This is a genomic window from Novosphingobium sp. (assembly GCF_041905565.1).
Classification (GTDB): Bacteria; Pseudomonadota; Alphaproteobacteria; order Sphingomonadales; family Sphingomonadaceae; genus Novosphingobium.
In genome coordinates, this window is sequence record NZ_JAYRKX010000004.1 from 159,029 (window position 1) to 177,419 (window position 18,391).

An 18,391-nucleotide genomic window follows, 5' to 3' on the forward strand; every position below is an offset into this window, starting at 1 on the left:
AGGGCGCCGCTGCTGCGCGCTAGAGGAAGTTGTTCGGCCAGATCATCGTGCGCCACATGTGGCTGCTCGGGCTGTCGTCCAGACCCAGGCCTTCTTCCGGCTGGCGGAAGTTGCGGGCGATGATGTCGATGAAGATTGCGGGATCGACCGGGTCCATGTCGTCGAAGAAGTAGATGTCGTTGATCGTGACGATGCGGCTGGTCATGTACCACTTGTGCGCCCGGGCCACGTCCATGTCGCGGCGCAGGTAGGCGGGCAATTCGTCGCGGTATTCCTGGCCGAAGAACCAGTCGTAATTGGCGGGGTAGTCGTAGCCCGCCGCCGGATCCGGCAGATAGCGCAGCGCCTGATGGTACTTGATCGCCCAGGCCACTTCCTCGCTGACATAGGGGGCGACGATCTGCGCGCTCCAGTAGCCGTGGTCGGGGCGGACCAGGCAGCCGTTGGAAATATCGTGCAGCAGGCAGGCCATGACCACAGTTTCGCTGTGCCCGCCGTCCAGCGCGCGTTTCGCGCTGCCCAGCAGGTGGCGGACGGTGAAATCGCCGAACCGGCAACGGAAGAAATCGAGCAGGGTGGGGCGTTCGGGCATGCGCGGCAAGGCGGGATTATCGCCCATCATCATCACCGCGTTGTCTTTCAGCTGGGCCAGCACCTGCGGTTCCGGATCGGGCGCACCCGTGCCGACCCAGCCGATCGGGCTGGACAGGATCAAGCGTTCGCGCCCGGCCTGGGGCCAGGGGAGATCATCACCGGGGGGATTGCCGCACATGCGCGAAGGTGTGACACCGAAGCGCTTGCCGTGCAATCATTGCAATCGATTGTTGTCCTTTGCCGCAAGGTGTGACACAAGGTGATTCCGGTGCCGGTCAGAGCGCCTGGGGAGAATGCCATGGAAGCCCTTCGTCCACGCCTGTCGCTGCCGCGCATCCTGGAAATGAACCTGGGGTTCCTGGGCCTGCAGTTCAGCTTCGGGCTGCAGCAGGGCAATATGGGGCCGATCTATTCCTATCTTGGCGCGGACGAGGCGCAGCTGCCGGTGCTGGGGCTGGCGGGGCCGGTCACCGGCCTGCTGGTCCAGCCGCTGATCGGCGCGCTGAGCGACCGGACGCAAAGCAAGTGGGGGCGGCGCACGCCCTATTTCCTGATCGGCGCGGTGCTGTGCGCGGCCGGGCTGTTCGCCATGCCGCTCGCCGCCTCGATCCTGATGGCGGCTTCGCTGCTGTGGATCCTGGATGCGGGCAACAACATCACGATGGAACCCTACCGCGCCTATGTTTCGGACCGGCTGAATCCGGACCAGCGCCAGGCCGGGTTCCTGACGCAGAGCGCGTTCACGGGCCTGGCGCAGTGCCTCGCCTTCCTGACCCCGTCGGTGCTGGTCTGGCTGGGGATGAGCCAGGACTGGGTGGATGAACACAACATCCCCTATACGACCCGCGCGGTGTTCTGGATCGGTGCGGTGCTGTCGCTGTCGACTATCGTCTGGTCGGTACTGCGCGTCCCCGAGCTGCCGCTGAGCGAGGCCGAGCGGCGCCATATCGAGGCCCAGCCGACCGGGCTTGGCGCCACCTTGCGCGAAATCGGCAGCGCGATCCGCGCTATGCCGCCGGCGATGCGCAAGCTGGGGGTGATGAGCCTGTTCCAGTGGTACGGCATGGCCGGTTACTGGTCCTACGTGATCTATTCGATCGGCCGCTCGGTCTATCAGACCAGCGATGCGACCAGTTCGGCCTTCCGCAGCGCGGTGCTGGCCAACGGGGAAATGGCCGCTTTCTACAACCTAGTCGCGTTCCTGGGGGCCTTTGCCATGGTTCCGCTGGCCAAGCGCTGGGGGGCAGGGCCGCTCCATGCACTGTGCCTGCTGCTGGGCGGGCTGGCGATGCTGGCGCTGCCGCATGCCGATACCAAGGCCATGCTGTTCCTGCCCGCGATCGGCACGGGGCTCGCCTGGGGATCGATCATGGGCAACCCCTATGTGATCCTGTCCAATGCCATCCCGGCGCAGCGCACCGGGGTCTACATGGGCATCTTCAACATGATGATCGTGATCCCGATGCTGCTGTTCGCCTTTGTCATGGGCGAACTGGACCTGGGCTTCGCCAAGCTGGGGCTGGGGGTTTACGAACATGTCCTGGGTCATGACCCGCGCAATGCGCTGTCGCTGTCGGGCGTCTGCCTGATCCTGGCCGCGCTGGCGGTGCTGTGGGTCCGCGAAGGGCGCGCCGGCGCGCAGGCACAGGCGGCCTGATCATGTCCGCAGCGCTGGTCCAGTTGCACAGCCGCGAAGCCAGCCTGGTGCTGGAAGCGCGCGAGGGTGCGCCGCCGCTGTGGCGCCACCTCGGCGCGCGGGTCGACGCTGCCGGACTGGCAGCGCTGGCCGATGGGCGCACGCCGGCCTCGTTCTCGCTCGATGAGGATGTGCCGTTTTCCACCGCACCGCCGGCGGGGCTGGGCTGGTTCGGGCTGCCAGCCGTCACCGTGCGGCGGGATGGCCGCTCGCTCGTGCCGGTGTGGCATTGCACCGCGCTTCACGCGGATGCGGCGCGGATCAGCCTGGTGCTGGAAGATGCCGCGACCGCGCTGCGGCTGGAGCGGCGCTTTGCCCTGGCGCCGGGCGGGGCCTTTCTGCTCGATGCCAGCCTGACCAACCTGGGGACTCAGCCGGTCTCGCTCGATCACCTGGCCAGCGCCCTGTTGCCGCTGTCGGCGCACAGTGCGCAGGTGGTGTCGTGGCATGGGCGCCACAATGCCGAACTGGTCGAGGCGGTTGAGCCGATGCCCCGCCAGATCTGGCGGCGCGAAGGGCGGTGCGGCCTGACCGGCCACGGCGGTGCCCCGGCCCTGCTGGTGCTGGAAGAAAGCGCGGGCGACCATGCCGGGCAGGTGCTGGCGCTGCAACTGGCCTGGTCGGGCGATAGCGTGCTGGCGATCGAGCGCGATGATGAAGGCTGCTGGCAGCTTGGCGCCGGGGCCGCGCTGGCGCCGGGCGAAGTGGTGCTGGGCCAGGGTGAAAGCTGGTCCGCCCCGCAGGCGATCGTAGCCGTGTCCACCCATGGGCGCAATGGCGCGATGGCGCAGCAGCACGCCGCCGTGCGTGCGCGGCTGGACTGGCCGGATGGCAGGATGCGCCCCCGCCCGGTCCATCTCAACAGCTGGGAAGCCTGCTATTTCGATCACGACGCCCAGCGCATTCTGGCCCTGGCCGAAAGCGCGGCAGCCATCGGGATCGAACGCTTTGTGCTCGACGATGGCTGGTTCAAGGGCCGCAGCGACGATACCGCCGGGCTGGGGGACTGGACCGCCGATCCGGTCAAGTACCCTGAGGGCCTGGGGCCGCTGGCGCGGCAGGTCACTGCCTTGGGGATGGAGTTCGGGCTGTGGGTCGAACCCGAAATGGTCAACCCCGACAGCGATCTCTACCGCGCGCATCCGGACTGGGCACTGGTCCTGCCAGGGCGCGAGCGGCCCACCGCCCGCAATCAGCTGGTGCTCGACATGGCCCGCGTCGAGGTGCGCGATTACCTGTTCGCGCGGCTTGATGCGCTGCTCGGCGCGCTGCCGATCAGCTACCTGAAATGGGATCACAACCGCGATCTGGCGCCCGCAGGCGGTGCGGCGCAGGTACGCGGCAACTATGACCTGCTGGCCCGCCTGCGCGCGGCCCATCCCGCGGTGGAAATCGAAAGCTGCGCCGGCGGCGGCGGGCGGTCCGACGCGGGAATCGCGCAGTTCACGCACCGGTTCTGGACCAGCGACAACATCGACGCGGTCAGCCGCGTGCCGATCCAGCGCGGGTTCCTGGCCTTCCTGCCGCCCGAGGTGATGGGCGCGCATGTCGGCGCCAGCCCGGCCCATGCCACGGGGCGCAGCCAGTCGCTGGCTTTTCGCGCGGCGGTGGCCATACCGGGGCACTTCGGCGTCGAGCTCGACCCGCGCCGATTGAGCGGGGCTGAGCGTGACGAGTTGGCTGGCTGGATCGCCTTCCACAAGCAGTGGCGGCACCTGCTGCACGGCGGCTGGACCCAGCTGGGCCAGGGTAACGACGGGCTGGTCTGGCAGGCGGCGGGGCAGGGTGATGAGTTCCTGCTGTTCGCCATTCGCACCGCCCCGGCGCTGGATCGCCGCCCGCAGCCGCTGCGCCTGCCGTTCCTGGCCGATGCTGCCGCCTGCACGTTCGAACTGCTGCGCATCGCCGGGGGCGAACATGGCCACGCCGCGCACAGCGCGCCGCTGTTCGCCGCGCCCGTGCGGCTGGCCGGATCGTGGCTGGCCCGGGCAGGACTGCCGCTGCCGCCGCTCAAGGCGGAAAGCGTGGCGATCTTCCACGGCAAGGTGCAGGCATGAGCGCGCCCGATACCCTGGCCGACCTGCCGCACCGCCGCCGCAACCTGCTGACCGGGGAATGGCTGCTGGTCTCGCCGCACCGCGCCAAGCGGCCGTGGCAGGGCGAGGCGGCGCCGCCCGCCGCCGCCCGTCCGCCCGCGCACGATCCGGCCTGCCACCTGTGCCCCGGCAATCTGCGCGCCACGGGCGAGGCGAACCCGGCCTATGACGGCACCTTTGTCTTCGCCAACGACTTTGCCGCGCTGCTGGGCGAAGGCGGCATGGCGCAGGGTCCGCAGGGCATCTTCGAAACCAGCCCGGCCACGGGCGAGGCCCGTGTGATCTGCTTTGCCCCTGATCATGGCGCCACGCTGGCCCGCCTGCCGCAGCAAGGCATCGCCCGCGTGGTCGATTGCTGGTGCGACTTGTCGGCCGAACTTGGCGCGCGCTGGACCCATGTCCAGCTGTTCGAGAACAAGGGCGCGATGATGGGCGCCTCCAGCCCGCATCCGCACGGCCAGGTCTGGGCGAGCGATTTCGTGCCCGAATTGCCCGCGCGCGAGGATGCCCGCCAGCGCGACTGGCTGGCCGCACGCGGCCAGGTGCTGCTGGACGACGTGATCGCAGCCGAACTGGCCGCGGCCGAGCGTGTGGTCGAGGTCAACGCGCATTGGCTGGCGGTGGTTCCGCACTGGGCCGCCTGGCCGTTCGAAGTGCTACTGATCGCCCGCGCGCCGGTGGCCCGGCTCGAGCAGCTGGACGGTGCGGCCCGCGCTGACCTGGCCGCGATCCTGTCGCGCCTGCTGCGCCGCTATGACGGGCTGTTCGCCTGCGATTTTCCCTATTCGATGGGCTGGCACGGCGCGCCGCATGCGCTGGGCGATGATTGTGCGCACTGGCGGCTCCACGCGCATTTCCTGCCGCCGCTGCTGCGTTCGGCCAGTGTGCGCAAGCACATGGTCGGCTTCGAGCTGCTGGGCGAGACCCAGCGCGACATCACCCCCGAAAGCGCGGCCGAGCGGCTGCGCGCGGTGGAGATCGACTGATGCCGACACGCCAGCGCGCGATCGATGGCTATGCCCGCCGGTTTGGCGAGGCGCCGCAGGGCGTGGCCTTTGCCCCCGGACGGGTCAACCTGATCGGCGAACATGTCGATTACAACGGCGGGCTGGTCCTGCCGATGCCGATCGCGGCTGGCACCTGGGTCGCCTATGGCCCCGGGCAGGGCGGGGTCGAGGCACTGGCGCTGGATTTCGACGGTGCCGAAGATGCCTTCCTGCCCGGGCAGCCCGCCCCGCACCAACCCGCCGACTGGCGCAGCTACCTGCGCGGCATGGCCGCCGGGCTGGCCGCGTGCGGCCTGCCTGTCGCACCCGCGCGGCTGGCGATTGCCGGATCGATCCCGCGCGGTTCGGGGCTGTCCTCTTCCGCGTCGCTGTGCGTGGCGCTGGGCCGGGCCTTTGCCGCTCTGACCGGCACGGAGTGGTCGGCAAGCGACCTGGCCCTGGCCGCGCAGGCAGCAGAGCATCAGTGGGCGGGCGTCCACTGCGGGATCATGGACCAGATGGCCGTGGCTGCGGGCGAGCCGGGCCATGCCTTGCTGCTCGATTGCCGCAACCTGGCCAGCCGCACCGTGGCGCTGCCGGCTGACTGGGCGGTGATGATCGTCCAGTCTGGCGTGCGGCGCGGGCTGGTCGATGGCCATTACAACGCCCGCCGCGCCGATTGCGAGGTGGCCGCTGCCGCGCTGGGAGTGCCCAGCCTGCGCGAGGCGAGCCTGCCGCAGGTCGAGGCGGCCGCGCTTGATCCCGTGGTGCGCCGCCGCGCCCGCCACGTGGTCGAGGAAATCGGCCGGACCCGGCAGGCGGTGACTGCGATCGAGGCGGCGGATCTGCCGACTCTGGGCCGGATCCTTGCCGCCAGCCATGCCTCGCTGCGCGAGTTGTTCGAAGTCAGCGTGCCGCCGGTCGATGACCTGGTCGGCGTGCTGCAGCGGGCCATCGGCGATGCGGGCGGGGCGCGGATGACCGGGGGCGGGTTTGGCGGCGCGGTCGTGGCCGTGCTGCCTGCCGCGCTGACTTCGCAGGTGCATGCCGCCGTGCTGGCCGATTACCGCGCGCCGGACGGCGCACCCATCCAGATCATGATCGAACAGACAGGCGGAGAGCCCGCCGGAGAAGGACAATGACCAGCAGTTCCAATGACGCCCTGCCATCCGGCGAAGATCGACGCGCCCGCCCGCAAGGCGTCGCGCGCTGGGCACCGCAATCGATTACTGGCGCTGAAATTCCGCTGATTACCGCGGCCGATGCGGCGCCGATCCTGCCGGGCCTTGACCTGTGGGACAATTGGCCGCTGGCGCACGAGGACGGCCGCGCCGTGGTGCACAACGGCCGCCAGTACTGGTTCTTCCTCAGCGCGCCGCGCTTTGCCGATCCCGGCCAGCGCCACGATGCCGCTCGCATCCGCCTCGCCTCGCTGGGTGCCGATGGCTGGCGCGATCACGGCAATGCCTTGCCGGATGGGTTCAATCCCGGCACCCGCGAATGGGCCGGCAGCGCCGTGCTGCACGATGACGGGACCAGCGTGACCTTGCTGTTCACCGCTGCCGGACGGCGGGGCGCCGCGCCCAGCTTTGAACAGCGCCTGTTTGCCAGCCGCGGGCGGCTGGGCGCCGATGGCCCCGGCGAATGGCAGGAGCCAGAGGAACTGGTGACGGCCGATGGCGCGCGCTACGTCGTGGCGCGCGAGGCCGAGGGCAAGCCCGGGCTGATCAAGGCGTTCCGCGATCCGGCCTGGTTCCGCGATCCGGAGACTGGCGAGCGGCACCTGCTGTTCAGTGCGAGCGCGGGCTGGGACGAGCATGACTATAACGGCGTGGTCGGCCTGGCCACGCTGCGCGACGGGCGCTGGCAGCTGGACGATCCGCTGGTCGAGGCGGTGGGCGTGAACAACGAGCTGGAGCGGGCCCACGTGGTGGTGCAGGATGGGCGCTATTACCTGTTCTGGTCCACCCAGCGCCGCACTTTTGCGCCAGACGGCGTGTCTGGTCCGAACGGTCTTTACGCCATGGTTGCGGAGCGCCTCTCCGGCCCGTGGTCTCCGGTCAACGGCAATGGCCTGGTCGCGGGCAATCCGGCCAGCGAGCCGACCCAGGGCTACAGCTGGTGGGTTACCGGCGAAGGCGCGGTGTGGAGCTTCATCGATCACTGGGGCATGCAGGGCCGCACGTTCGACGATCATCCCGAATTGCTGCGCAGCCAGTTTGGCGGCACCCCCGCGCCGGTGTTTCACCTGGCCTTCGCCGGGGACCGCGTGAGCATTGCCGGCTGAAGCACCCATGCGCCCGCAGTATCACTATGCGCCGGCCGCCAACTGGCTGAGCGATCCCAACGGCCTGGTCCACCACCAGGGCGAATGGCACCTGTTCTATCAATACAACCCTCACGGCGAGGATTGGGGCCACATGAGCTGGGGCCACGCGATCAGCACCGATCTGCGCCACTGGCAGGAACTGCCGCCCGCCCTGCTCGAGGATGAGCGCCACGCGATCTTTTCGGGCAGCGCGGTGGTCGATCACGCGAACACCGCCGGGCTGGGCGAGGAGGCGCTGGTCGCGTTGTACACCGGGGCGGTGGTCCACGGCGATCCGCATCAGGTGCAATGCCTTGCCTGGTCGGGCGACCGGGGGCGCAGTTGGACCAAATATGCCGGCAATCCGGTGATCGACCGCGCGATGGCGGATTTCCGCGATCCCAACGTGTTCTGGCACGCGGCCACGCAGCGCTGGATCATGGTGGTGGTGCTGTCGAACGAAAACCGCGCGCTGATTTATGCCAGCCACGATCTGCGGCAGTGGGACGAACTGTCGGTGATCCACGGCGCGGGCGCCCCGGGCGAGGTGTGGGAATGCCCCTTGCTGATCGAACTGCCGGTCGAAGGCACGGACGAAACGCGCTGGCTGTTCAAGGTGGACGCGCTGCGCGGTGCGCCGGGTTCGGGAGCGCTCTATCAGACCGGCACGTTCGACGGGGTGCGCTTTCACCCGGACGGGCCAGCGCTCGAGCCGTGGTGGCAAGTGGCCGACATGGGCAGCGATTTCTATGCCGCGATCGCCTGGCACGAACCGCGCGATGCGGCGGGGCGGCCGCTGTGGATCGGCTGGATGGGCAACCATGCCTACCAGGGGCGCCTGCCCCGGCAGGGCTGGCGCGGCGCGATGAGCCTGCCGCGCCGCCTCTCGCTGGTGCGCGCGGGCGAGCGGCACGTGCTGCGCCAGATCGTTGATCCGGCGGCGGTGAGCGGCGTACCCCTGGCAGAGGCCGACACGGCGCTGGTGCCGCTGGCCTGCTGCCTGCGCCTGCCCGGCGCATCGCGGTTCGCCGCGACCCTGACCGATGCGGAGGGGCGGCTGCTGGTGGTGGAACGCCGCGATGATCAGCTGACCCTGACCCGGCGCGATCCCGCCTCGCCCTTCCTCGATGCGGTGCGGCATGCGCGGGTTGACGGGGACGGGCCGCTCGACCTGTGGCTCGATGCGGGCAGCGCGGAACTGCTGGGTGACGATGGCCGGCTCAGTGTGACAGTGCAGCACCGCATGGCGGGTGACCGGCTGGCGCTGCGCTGCCTGACCGGGGCGGCGCTGGCGGCCTAGGCCGTATCGCGCCGCACCAGCAGGGGGGCCATTTCGACCGAGGGCGCGTCCTCCCCGGCAATCCGGGCGAACAGCGACTGGACCATGGTGCGCGCACCCTGCGGCACGCTCTGGCTGATCGTGGTCAGGCGCGGGATAGTCTGTTCGGCCAGCGGCAGATCGTCGAACCCGGTTACCGGCACATCATCGGGCACGCGGATGCCCTGGTCGGCCAGCGCGCGCACCGCGTGCATCGCGATCAGGTCCGAAGCCGCCGCGATCCCGTCGACCTTGCTGCGGATGGTGGCCATGTGGCCCGCGATTTCCTCGGCCATGATGTCCGATGCAAGGTGCGTTTCCAGCACCTGCGGCGCGGGCAAGCCTGCCGCGCTCGCGGCATCGCACAGGCCCTGGTAGCGCTGGGACAGCTCGGGCGCGTGGACTTCACCCAGGAAGGCGAGCTGCCGGCAGCCGCGCGCGATCAGGCAATCGCCCGCCAGCCGGCCGCCCTTGCGATTGTCGACCCCGACGGTGCAATGGCGCTGCCCCGGCTGGTGACTGCCCCAGACGACCATCGGCTTGTAATATTCGGCCACACGCTCGATCGCTTCGAACTGGTCGGACTGGCCGATCAGCAGCACGCCATCGAGCATCCCGGAATCGACGATCCGTTCCAGCCAGTCTTCCTCGTCCGGGATGACGCGCGACAGCATGATGTCATAGCCATTCTCGGTCAGCGCATCGGCCAGATGGCCCAGGATGGTCATGAAGAACGGGTCGGAAAGGTGCTGGCGGCGTTCGTGCCCCAGCGGCACGACCACGCCGATCACGCGGGTTTCCTGCACGCGCAGGCGGCGGGCCATCTGGTTGGGGCGGAACCCGTGTTCGCGGGCCAGGGCCTGGATCCGCTCGCGCGTTTCCTGGTTGACCAGGGTCTTGCCGGCCAGGGCGCGGCTGACGGTGCCGGTCGACACCCCGGCGATGCGCGCCAGTTCGGCGATATTGCGAATGCGCCCCTTGGGGGGACTGGGCAGGTTCATTGGCTGTTCGCCATTGCGGGCTGTTGCATGGGGGACTGCTGATGAATGGTCATCCGGACTGGCCCTGTCAACCTTGCCAGCCCCTTTCTGTTGCCGAACCGCCACAGAGGCGCCTTGATTACAATCGATTGAAGAATCTTTTTGCAATCGATTGTCACATATGCGACTGGACAATCCGACTTGCTGTCACGCAAGCGATTCTGACCCGAGGGGAGAGGAAATGAACAAATCCAGCCTGAAGAGCTGCGTCTCGGCCGCGTCGATCGCGGTGATGACGCTTGTCGCCATGCCTGCCCAGGCGCAGGACGCGCCGGCCGATGAAGCCGTCGTTGGCGCGCTCGACGAAATCGTCGTTACCGCTTCGGGCCGCGACAAGACCCAGCTCAACACCTCGGTTTCGGTGACCAGCGTCGGCGCGGACCTGATCGAGGCGATGAAGCCCAGCTCGGAAGCGGAAGTGTTCCGCATGATCCCCGGCATCCAGGTGCCCGGCACTTCGGGCCCGGGCGGCAACTCGAACATCGCGGTGCGCGGCCTGCCGGTCGCGACCGGTGGTTCGCCGTTCGTCCAGATCCAGGAAGATGGCCTGCCGACCGTGCTGTTCGGTGACATGCAGTTCGGCAACAACGACTACTGGACCCACTTCGACAGCACCGTGGCGCGCGTGGAATCGGTGCGCGGCGGCGGTTCGACAACTTATGCCTCGCAGGCGCCGGGCGCAGTGATCAACTACATCTCGAACACCGGCGAAAAGGAAGGCGGCGCGGTCCAGCTGTCGACCGGTATCGGCTACAACGAAACCAAGGTCGATTTCCGCTATGGCGGCCCGATCAACGACACGCTGCGCTTCCACCTGGGCGGCTACTTCAAGTCGGGCCGCGGCCCGCTCAAGGCCGATTTCAACGTCTCGCGCTCGGTCCAGGTCAAGGGCAACCTGACCAAGACCTTCGACGACGACAAGGGCTACTTCCGCCTGCTGGTCAAGGTGGCCGACACCCGCGAGCCGAACTACACCGGCGCCCCGGCGCTGGCCACGCTGGCCAACGGCAAGTTCGAAAACGTCCAGCCGTTCCCTGGCTTCGATGGCCGCAACAGCTCGAACTATTCGATCTACAACAAGGACATGATCATCCTGAACCGCACCGGCCAGCTGGAAAGCACGCCGATGAGCGGGATCAGCACCAAGGCGACCGCGCTGGGCGGGCAGTTCCACTACGAAGCCAGCGATGCGATCACCATCGACAACAACATGCGCTGGACCAAGATGAGCGGCAGCTTCGCCTCGCCGTTCAACAACGTCAGCCGTGCAACCGGCATCGTCGGTTCGGTGCTGTCGCTGAACGGCACGCCCTATGCCACGGTCGGCTCGATCCGCTATGCCTCGGGCCCCAAGGCGGGCCAGGTGTTCACCGGCACCTATGTCGATAACAACACCAACGTGCGCACCAACATCCGCGACGTCGGCAGCCTGGCCAACGACCTGACGCTGGCCGCCAAGTTCCAGACCGATTTCGCCCGGTTCACCGCGCGCGCCGGGTTCTTCTACATGAACCAGGACATCGCGATGGACTGGCACACCAACAAGAGCCTGCGCGAAATGTCGGGCAACAACCCGGCCCAGCTGGACCTTTACAGCACCACCGGGGCCAAGCTGACCCAGGACGGGATCGCCGGCTACAACAACAACTGGGGCAATTGCTGCGCCCGCGACTATGACCTGTCCTACACCAACACGGCGCCCTATGCCGCGCTGGAACTGGATGCGGATCACTTCGCGGTCGATGGTTCGGTCCGCTTTGAACGGGTCAAGGCTTCGGGCGGCGGCAGCCAGGGCGGCAACGAGTTCTTCGTCAACGCGAACGGCGTGAACATCCCGGCGATCACCAGCAACGGTGCGCGCGAAGTGCTCAACTACAGCCGCAGCTACACTTCGTGGACGGCGGGCGCGCTGTGGAAGGCGAACAGCAACACCTCGCTGTTCGTCCGTGCCTCGCGCGGCGGGCGCTTCAACTCGGATCGCCAGACCTTCGGCGGCAAGATCGCCAGCGACGGTTCGCTGTGCACCGGGGCGATGGCCAAGGCGGGCACGATGGGCTGCGCGGCGGACGGCGTCACCCCCTCGGTCGACTTCGTCAAGCAGTACGAGCTGGGCCTGAAGAACCGCGGCGGCCTGCTGGGCGGGCGCTACACGCTGGAAGCCACTCTGCTGAAGGGCAGCTTCAAGCAGAGCACCTTCGAACTTTCGGCCACCCGCTGCCCGGGCGGCGCGGGCGGCTGCGTGATCGATGCGCGCTACAAGTCGTGGGGCCTCGAAATGTACGGCACCTACAGCAACGGCGGCTTCAGCCTGGTCGGCAACGCCACCTGGACCAAGCCGACCCGTTCGGGCGTCGATGCCACCGGCAAGCCGACCCCGTTCGTCCGGGCGCAGTACATGCCTGACCTGGTCTACACCCTGCAGGCCAGCTACGACTTCGACGACATGGTGACCTTCGGGGTCAACACCACCGGCCAGTCGAGCATCGTCGACGATGCCGGCCGCCAGTATCCGGGCGGTGCGGTGTTCGGGGCGAACCTGCGCGTGTCGCCGGTCGAGAACCTGGAACTGGGGATGCAGGTCTACAACCTGTTCAACCGCTATGATCTGCGCGGCAGCGGCGGCGTTGCCGACCTGTCGGTCAGCCCGGCGGTGATCGGGACCGGCCCGGCGCTGGGCCGCACCTGGACCGCTTCGGTCAAGTACAGCTTCTAAGTTACCGAGTGTCCCGGATGGTTGCCTCCCAGCCATCCGGGGTGTCTTTCCACCCTTTCCACGGGGGCAGCCGCAAGGTTGCCCCCGTCTTTTTTGCGTGCAACTGATCGCGCGATGACACCCGAACAGAGCCAGATCGTTGCCGCGCTGGACGCCGAACTGGCGCGGGCGCTGCGCGGGCCCGATCCGGCGGCGCGGGCGGCGCGGCTTGACCTGTGCCGCCGCGCGCTGGGGCAGGGGCTGGCCGGGCAGGCGGGGGCACTGCTCGCCGTCATGGCCCGGGCCGCTCCGGCCGATGCCGACCTTGCACTGCTGCACGGCGTGGCCTTGCGCCAGGTGCAGCGTCTGCCCGAGGCGCTGGCGGTGTTCGAGGCGGCCCAGTCTGCCGGCGTCGCCGATCCCGCCCTGTTGCAAGGCATCGCCCAGACCCGCTACGAGGCGGGGCTGCCTGCCGCTGCCCACTTTGCCGCAGCGCTGGCGGCCCAGCCGGGCAACGCCGATCTGCTGCGCCTGCAGGCTGCCGCGCTGGCTGCCGAAGGTGACGTGCCGGGCGCCGAAGCGCTGCTGGAGGCTGAACTAGCGCGCAATCCCGGCTGGCTGGACGGGCACAAGGCGCTGTCCGTGCTGCGCTGGACCGTGGGCGACCAGGCCCGCTTTGCGGAGAGTTACGCGGCGGGCGTGCAGGCCCAGCCCGGCAATGCCGAGCTGTGGCTGGGCTGGTTCCGCGCGCTGACCCAGGCGCGCGACTGGGCCGGGGCGGGGGACATGCTGGGCCGGGCAGAGGCCGCGCTGGGCCGCAGTCCTGCCCTCGCGGTGGCGCAGTTGCTGGTCGCCAGCGAAAGCGGCGATGCGGCGCGGACCGAGGCCCTGCTGGCTGAATGCGCGGGCCTGCGCGGTGAAACGATCGACCTGATCCGCATCCGCCACTACCTGCGCCAGCGCCGGCTGAAGGAGGCGGAAGGCGTTGCCCTGCCGCAGCTCATCACCCCCAGCGCGGCGGTGTTCTGGCCTTACCTGTCGCTGGTCTGGCGCCTGGCCGGTGACGCGCGGTGGGAATGGATCGACCGACCGGATCAGTTCATCCGCCCGCTGCCGGTCGACCTTTCCGGCGCTGACCTTGCCGAACTCGCCGAAGTGCTGCGCGGCCTGCACGTGATGGAGCGGCCCTATATCGAGCAGTCGGTGCGCGGCGGCACCCAGACCGATCGATCGGTGATCCAGCGGCATGAACCGATCATCCGTCTGGCCAAGGCGCGCTGGCTGGCGGCGCTCCGGGACTATGTCGATGGCCTGCCGCCGTTCGAACAGGGCCACCCGCTGCTGGGCCAGCCGCGCGGCGAACTGCTGGTCGAAGGCAGCTGGTCGGTCCGCCTGCTGCGCCAGGGGCATAACGTGCCGCACAATCACCCGGTCGGCTGGATCAGCACCGCGTTTTACGTGTCCCTGCCAGATCCGGCGCAGATGGGCCCGCCGCCCGCCGGGCACATCGCCTTTGGCACCCCGCCCGAAGACCTGGGCCTGGACCTGCCGGCCTATGCCACGATCGCGCCGCAGCCGGGGCTTTGCGCGGTGTTCCCATCGACCATGTGGCACCGCACCATGCCGTTCGCGGAAGGCGAGCGGCTGGTCATGGCGCTGGACCTGAAGCGCCCGCGCTGGTGAGCGCGCGAGCCGGGCCTGCAATCGATTGCTGAATAGACTTGATCGCGCCGCGCGGATCAGGGATGACAGCGCCAAGGAGAGTGCGATGCAGCAAGGCGATTCCATCCGTTCGATCGTGATTGTCGGCGGCGGCACGGCCGGCTGGATGACGGCGGCGGCCCTGGCCAACGCGATCCGGACCGGCTGCGCGATCACCCTCATTGAAAGCGACGAGATCGGCACCGTCGGGGTGGGGGAAGCCACGATCCCCCCGATCCGCACTTTCAACGAAACGCTGGGCATCGATGAGAACGACTTCATCAAGGCCACGCAAGGGTCATTCAAGCTGGGGATCCAGTTCGTCGGCTGGGGCAGCGAGCAGAGCCGCTATTTCCACCCGTTCGGCACCCACGGCCGCAATTTCGATTTCGTGCCCCTGCACCAGTACTGGATCGCCGCCCACCAGCAGGGCCGCGCGCCCGATCTGGACGAGCTGTGCATGGCCTGGGCGGCGGCCAAGCGGGGCAAGTTCGCGCACCCGGTGCAGGACCCGCGCTCGGTCCTGTCGACCTTCGACTATGCCTATCACTTCGATGCCGGGCTCTATGCGCGGTTCCTGCGAAGCTATGCCGAAGCGCGCGGGGTGACGCGGATCGAAGGCAAGATCGCGGACGTGGCGCTGCACGGCGAAAGCGGTCACGTTAGCCATGTCACGCTGGAGGACGGGCGGCGGTTCGATGCCGACCTGTTCGTCGATTGTTCGGGCTTTCGCGGGCTGCTGATCGAAGGGGCCTTGCAGACCGGCTACCAGGACTGGACCCACTGGCTGCCGTGCGACCGGGCCGTGGCCGTGCCCTGCGAACGGGCGGGCGAATTCACCCCTTATACCCGCTCCACCGTGCGCCCGGCGGGGTGGCAATGGCGCATCCCGCTGCAGCACCGCACTGGCAACGGCTATGTCTATTGCAGCCAGTTCGTCTCGGACGACGAGGCGGCGGAAACGCTGCTGGCGAACCTTGATGGCAAGGCCCTGGCCGATCCCAGGCCGCTGCGTTTCGTCACCGGGCGGCGCAACCTGTTCTGGAACCGCAACGTGGTGGCGATCGGTCTGTCGGGCGGGTTCATGGAGCCGCTGGAATCGACCTCGATCCACCTGATCCAGGCGGGCATTGCCAAGCTGCTGGCGCTGTTCCCCGACCGCAATTTCGACCCGTTGGTGACCGAGGAATACAACCGCATCGCGGTGGGCGAATTCGAGCGGATCCGCGATTTCATCATCCTGCACTACAAGCTGACCAGCCGCACCGATACTGAGCTGTGGCGCTATTGCGGGGCGATGGACGTGCCCGATACCGTCACCTGGAAGATCGAGCATTTCCGCCGCCACGGCCGGTTGGTGCAGCGCGATGCCGACCTGTTCGGCCCGCCGAGCTGGCTGGCGGTGCATGTCGGCCAGGGCAACCTGCCGCAGGGCATGGACCCGCTGCTGCCGCTGCGCGGCAACGATCCGGCCGATTACCTGCTCAAGCTGGAAGGCGCGCTGGTCCGCGCGGCCGAAGCCATGCCAAGCCACGCGGACTGGATCGCCCGGCACTGCGCCGCGGCCTGAGACCGCGCGGCAATCAGCCGAGCGCCTGCCGTCCCAGCGCGATAGCCCCGGTAATCCCGGCATCGTCACCCAGGGCGGGGCCGACGATATAGCGTTCCAGGCCCGGATCGAGCTGCGGCGCCTGGATGTAGCCCGCCAGCCGCGTTTCGACCGCGCGGCGCAGCGCGGGGATCAGACCGGGGGTCTTCATTACCCCGCCGCCGAAGATCAGCCGGTCGGGCATGTGCAGCAGCACCAGGCTGACCGCCAGCTGCGCGACATAGCCGGCGATGAGTTCCACCTTGTCGGCCGGGCTGCCCAGTTCCGACAGGCTTTGCCCCCAGCGCGCCTTGATCGCCGGGCCGGCCGCCAGCCCTTCCAAGCAGTCGTGATGGTAGGGGCAAAAGCCGACATAGGGATCGACCGCGTGGTCGTGCGGCACGGGAATGTGGCCGCTTTCGAAATGGGAAAAACCCATGATCGAACGGCCATGACGCAGCACGCCCGAGCCGATTCCGGTGCCCACCGTGGTATAGGCCAGGGTCGCGCAGTCGCGGCCCGCGCCGGCCTGCCATTCGCCCAGCGCCGCGCCGTTGACGTCGGTATCGACCACGATCGGTGCGCCGAACCGGCCCAGCACATCATGGAACCGCGCCCCGCTCCAGCCGGGCTTGGGCGTGGTGGTGAACGTGCCATAGCTGGGCGATGCGGGATCGATGTCGATCGGTCCGAAGCTGGCCACGCCGAAGGCGGCAATGGCCCCATGCGCCGCGCTGGCCTGTTCGAAGAAACGGGCCACGGCGGGAAAGCAGGTTGCCGGGGTTTCGGTGGGAATGCGGGTGCGCGCCAGGATGGTGCCATCTTCCTGCGCCAGCGCGACCACGAACTTGGTCCCGCCTGCTTCCACTGCGCCGATCAGTCTTTGTGCCATGGCCCCTGCTCGCACCTTCGCCGCGTGTCTGCAATCCATTGCATACGAATTAGCCGGGCGCCTGCCGAAATGCTGCCAGCCGGACCACCGCTTCGTCCAGCGTGGCGTCCTGCTTGGCGAAGCACAGCCGCAAGTAGCCCTGCGGCGCGTTTTCGGCATAAAAGGCGCTGACCGGGATCGAGGCGACCCCGGCCGCGCGCAGCAGCCGCTCGGCCAGCGCCGCGTCATCGCCCGCTGGCAGGCCGCTGGCGGCCAGGTCGATGATCACGAACCAGGTCCCCGCCGCTGGCAGCACTGCAAAGCCCGCCGCGCGCAGCCCGTTGACCAGCCGCCGCCGGGCATGTTCATAGCGCTGGCGGTGCGCCCGGTGCCAGGCGGGCGGCAGGTTCAGGCCCTCGGCCGCGGCCCATTGCAGCGGAGTGGCGGTGGTGAAGGTCAGGAACTGGTGCTGCTGCGCGGCCGCCGCCAGCAGGCGCGGCGCGGCGGCGATCCAGCCGATCTTCCACCCGGTCATCGAGAACAGCTTGCCGGCCGATCCGATCTTGAGCGTCCGTTCGCGCAGCACCGGAACCTGCAGGGTCGAGGTCATCGCCGCCCCGTCCAGCACCATGCCCTCCCACACCTCGTCCGATATGACGTAGAAGCCGTGGACCTGTGCCAGTTCGCCGACCCGCTCCAGCGTGGCCCGGTCAAGCAGCGCGCCGGCCGGGTTGTTGGGGGTATTGAGCACGATCGCCCGCGTGCGCGCCGTGATCGCCGCTTCCAGCCGGCCCGCGGGCAGGGTCCAGTGCGGCGGCTCCAGGCTGACCAGCACCGGCACGCCGCCGGCGCGCAGCACCAGCGGCAGGTAGGCATCGTACAGCGGCTGGACCAGGATCACCTCGTCCCCCGGACGGACAATGCCCAGGATCGCGGCGGCCAGCGCCTCGGTCGCGCCGGAGGTGACCATCACCTCGTCGGGCGAAAGGTCCACGCCCTGTTCGCGCCGGTAATAGTTCGCCACCGCCTCGCGCAGCTGCGGCAGGCCCCGCATCGGCGGGTACTGGTTCGAACGGGTGCGCAGCGCGGTGCAGGCCGCCTCGACCAGTTCATCCGGCTCGGCCATGTCGGGAAATCCCTGGCCCAGGTTGATCGCGCCCAACTCCTGCGAAAGGCGCGACATGCGTTCGAACACGGTGGTGGTCAGGGCGGGAAGATCGTCGGCGTTGTGCATCGTTTGCAACCATTCGCCGGGCGGGGCTTCGCGTCAAGCCGGGAGGCCCTGTGCAAGTGCTTGCAGGACGGTGCCAGAATCAGGCCCGCGATGCCGCAATGCAGCATCGCGCGGCAGGGCCGCAAGAGTGGTGGAAAAGTCGCAATTCTGCGGGTTTCAGACCAGCTCACTGTGGCTATTACGTTACGGAAAGCGGCGAAACTAACGGGGCGATTAAAACGGGTTGTCAAGCGCCCTCCATGGTGTTCTATTCGATTTTGCAACCGC

General features: G+C 68.6%; 13 protein-coding genes. 9 read left to right on the forward strand and 4 right to left on the reverse strand.

From position 1 onward, the window contains the following. Positions 1–19 precede the first annotated feature (19 nt). Positions 20–772 (reverse strand): HD domain-containing protein, encoded by a 753-nt coding sequence (locus ACE3N9_RS05115; protein ID WP_374281506.1) that lies wholly within the window; start codon positions 770–772, stop codon positions 20–22. A 120-nt stretch (positions 773–892) separates the two neighbouring features. On the opposite strand from ACE3N9_RS05115, the gene ACE3N9_RS05120 reads away from it, so the two are divergent. From ACE3N9_RS05120 to ACE3N9_RS05145, 6 genes are read left to right on the forward strand one after another with little or no spacing between them, the layout of a single operon-like run. After that, on the forward strand, positions 893–2,251 hold the full coding sequence (locus ACE3N9_RS05120; RefSeq protein WP_374281508.1) for an MFS transporter: 1,359 nt from the start codon (positions 893–895) through the stop codon (positions 2,249–2,251). Positions 2,252–2,253: 2 nt separating this feature from the next. Further along, the gene (locus ACE3N9_RS05125; RefSeq protein ID WP_374281510.1) at positions 2,254–4,347 is read left to right on the forward strand and encodes an alpha-galactosidase; all 2,094 of its coding nucleotides are present in this window, start codon (positions 2,254–2,256) and stop codon (positions 4,345–4,347) included. Continuing rightward, positions 4,344–5,372 carry a UDP-glucose--hexose-1-phosphate uridylyltransferase gene (locus ACE3N9_RS05130; RefSeq protein ID WP_374281512.1) on the forward strand — a complete coding sequence of 343 codons (1,029 nt, stop codon included), beginning with the start codon at positions 4,344–4,346 and terminating at the stop codon, positions 5,370–5,372. The genes ACE3N9_RS05125 and ACE3N9_RS05130 overlap by 4 nt, the downstream gene beginning before the upstream one ends. Next, on the forward strand, positions 5,372–6,514 hold the full coding sequence (galK, locus tag ACE3N9_RS05135; RefSeq protein WP_374281514.1) for a galactokinase: 1,143 nt from the start codon (positions 5,372–5,374) through the stop codon (positions 6,512–6,514). The genes ACE3N9_RS05130 and galK overlap by 1 nt, the downstream gene beginning before the upstream one ends. Continuing rightward, positions 6,511–7,659 carry a glycoside hydrolase family 68 protein gene (locus ACE3N9_RS05140; RefSeq protein ID WP_374281516.1) on the forward strand — a complete coding sequence of 383 codons (1,149 nt, stop codon included), beginning with the start codon at positions 6,511–6,513 and terminating at the stop codon, positions 7,657–7,659. The genes galK and ACE3N9_RS05140 overlap by 4 nt, the downstream gene beginning before the upstream one ends. 7 nt (positions 7,660–7,666) lie before the next feature. Continuing rightward, the gene (locus ACE3N9_RS05145) at positions 7,667–8,980 is read left to right on the forward strand and encodes a glycoside hydrolase family 32 protein (RefSeq protein WP_374281518.1); all 1,314 of its coding nucleotides are present in this window, start codon (positions 7,667–7,669) and stop codon (positions 8,978–8,980) included. Here the strand turns inward: ACE3N9_RS05145 and ACE3N9_RS05150 are convergent. Continuing rightward, positions 8,977–9,999: a LacI family DNA-binding transcriptional regulator gene (locus tag ACE3N9_RS05150; protein ID WP_374281520.1), complete on the reverse strand. Its 1,023-nt coding sequence runs from the start codon at positions 9,997–9,999 to the stop codon at positions 8,977–8,979. The two genes, ACE3N9_RS05145 and ACE3N9_RS05150, sit on opposite strands and share 4 nt — an antisense overlap. A 220-nt stretch (positions 10,000–10,219) precedes the next feature. Here ACE3N9_RS05150 and ACE3N9_RS05155 point away from each other — a divergent pair, with 220 nt between their 5' ends. The 3 genes from ACE3N9_RS05155 (at position 10,220) to ACE3N9_RS05165 (ending at position 16,001) form a co-directional block, all read left to right on the forward strand. After that, positions 10,220–12,751: a TonB-dependent receptor gene (locus ACE3N9_RS05155; protein ID WP_374281522.1), complete on the forward strand. Its 2,532-nt coding sequence runs from the start codon at positions 10,220–10,222 to the stop codon at positions 12,749–12,751. A gap of 114 nt (positions 12,752–12,865) precedes the next feature. Further along, positions 12,866–14,413: a putative 2OG-Fe(II) oxygenase gene (locus tag ACE3N9_RS05160; RefSeq protein WP_374281524.1), complete on the forward strand. Its 1,548-nt coding sequence runs from the start codon at positions 12,866–12,868 to the stop codon at positions 14,411–14,413. 85 nt (positions 14,414–14,498) lie between these two features. Beyond that, positions 14,499–16,001: a tryptophan halogenase family protein gene (locus ACE3N9_RS05165; RefSeq protein WP_374281526.1), complete on the forward strand. Its 1,503-nt coding sequence runs from the start codon at positions 14,499–14,501 to the stop codon at positions 15,999–16,001. A gap of 13 nt (positions 16,002–16,014) precedes the next feature. Here the strand turns inward: ACE3N9_RS05165 and ACE3N9_RS05170 are convergent, their stop codons facing one another. Beyond that, positions 16,015–16,911 carry an ROK family protein gene (locus ACE3N9_RS05170; protein WP_374281528.1) on the reverse strand — a complete coding sequence of 299 codons (897 nt, stop codon included), beginning with the start codon at positions 16,909–16,911 and terminating at the stop codon, positions 16,015–16,017. Positions 16,912–16,960: 49 nt separating this feature from the next. Continuing rightward, on the reverse strand, positions 16,961–18,124 hold the full coding sequence (locus ACE3N9_RS05175; protein WP_374281530.1) for an aminotransferase: 1,164 nt from the start codon (positions 18,122–18,124) through the stop codon (positions 16,961–16,963). Positions 18,125–18,391 lie beyond the last annotated feature (267 nt).

Coding starts and splice junctions, on each gene's coding strand:
- ACE3N9_RS05160 (WP_374281524.1), top strand. CDS start 12,866: ATGACACCCGAACAGAGCCAGATCGTTGCCGCGCTGGACGCCGAACTG.
- ACE3N9_RS05125 (WP_374281510.1), top strand. CDS start 2,254: ATGTCCGCAGCGCTGGTCCAGTTGCACAGCCGCGAAGCCAGCCTGGTG.
- galK (WP_374281514.1), top strand. CDS start 5,372: ATGCCGACACGCCAGCGCGCGATCGATGGCTATGCCCGCCGGTTTGGC.
- ACE3N9_RS05140 (WP_374281516.1), top strand. CDS start 6,511: ATGACCAGCAGTTCCAATGACGCCCTGCCATCCGGCGAAGATCGACGC.
- ACE3N9_RS05145 (WP_374281518.1), top strand. CDS start 7,667: ATGCGCCCGCAGTATCACTATGCGCCGGCCGCCAACTGGCTGAGCGAT.
- ACE3N9_RS05120 (WP_374281508.1), top strand. CDS start 893: ATGGAAGCCCTTCGTCCACGCCTGTCGCTGCCGCGCATCCTGGAAATG.
- ACE3N9_RS05150 (WP_374281520.1), bottom strand. CDS start 9,999: ATGAACCTGCCCAGTCCCCCCAAGGGGCGCATTCGCAATATCGCCGAA.
- ACE3N9_RS05170 (WP_374281528.1), bottom strand. CDS start 16,911: ATGGCACAAAGACTGATCGGCGCAGTGGAAGCAGGCGGGACCAAGTTC.
- ACE3N9_RS05175 (WP_374281530.1), bottom strand. CDS start 18,124: ATGCACAACGCCGACGATCTTCCCGCCCTGACCACCACCGTGTTCGAA.
- ACE3N9_RS05115 (WP_374281506.1), bottom strand. CDS start 772: ATGTGCGGCAATCCCCCCGGTGATGATCTCCCCTGGCCCCAGGCCGGG.
- ACE3N9_RS05155 (WP_374281522.1), top strand. CDS start 10,220: ATGAACAAATCCAGCCTGAAGAGCTGCGTCTCGGCCGCGTCGATCGCG.
- ACE3N9_RS05130 (WP_374281512.1), top strand. CDS start 4,344: ATGAGCGCGCCCGATACCCTGGCCGACCTGCCGCACCGCCGCCGCAAC.
- ACE3N9_RS05165 (WP_374281526.1), top strand. CDS start 14,499: ATGCAGCAAGGCGATTCCATCCGTTCGATCGTGATTGTCGGCGGCGGC.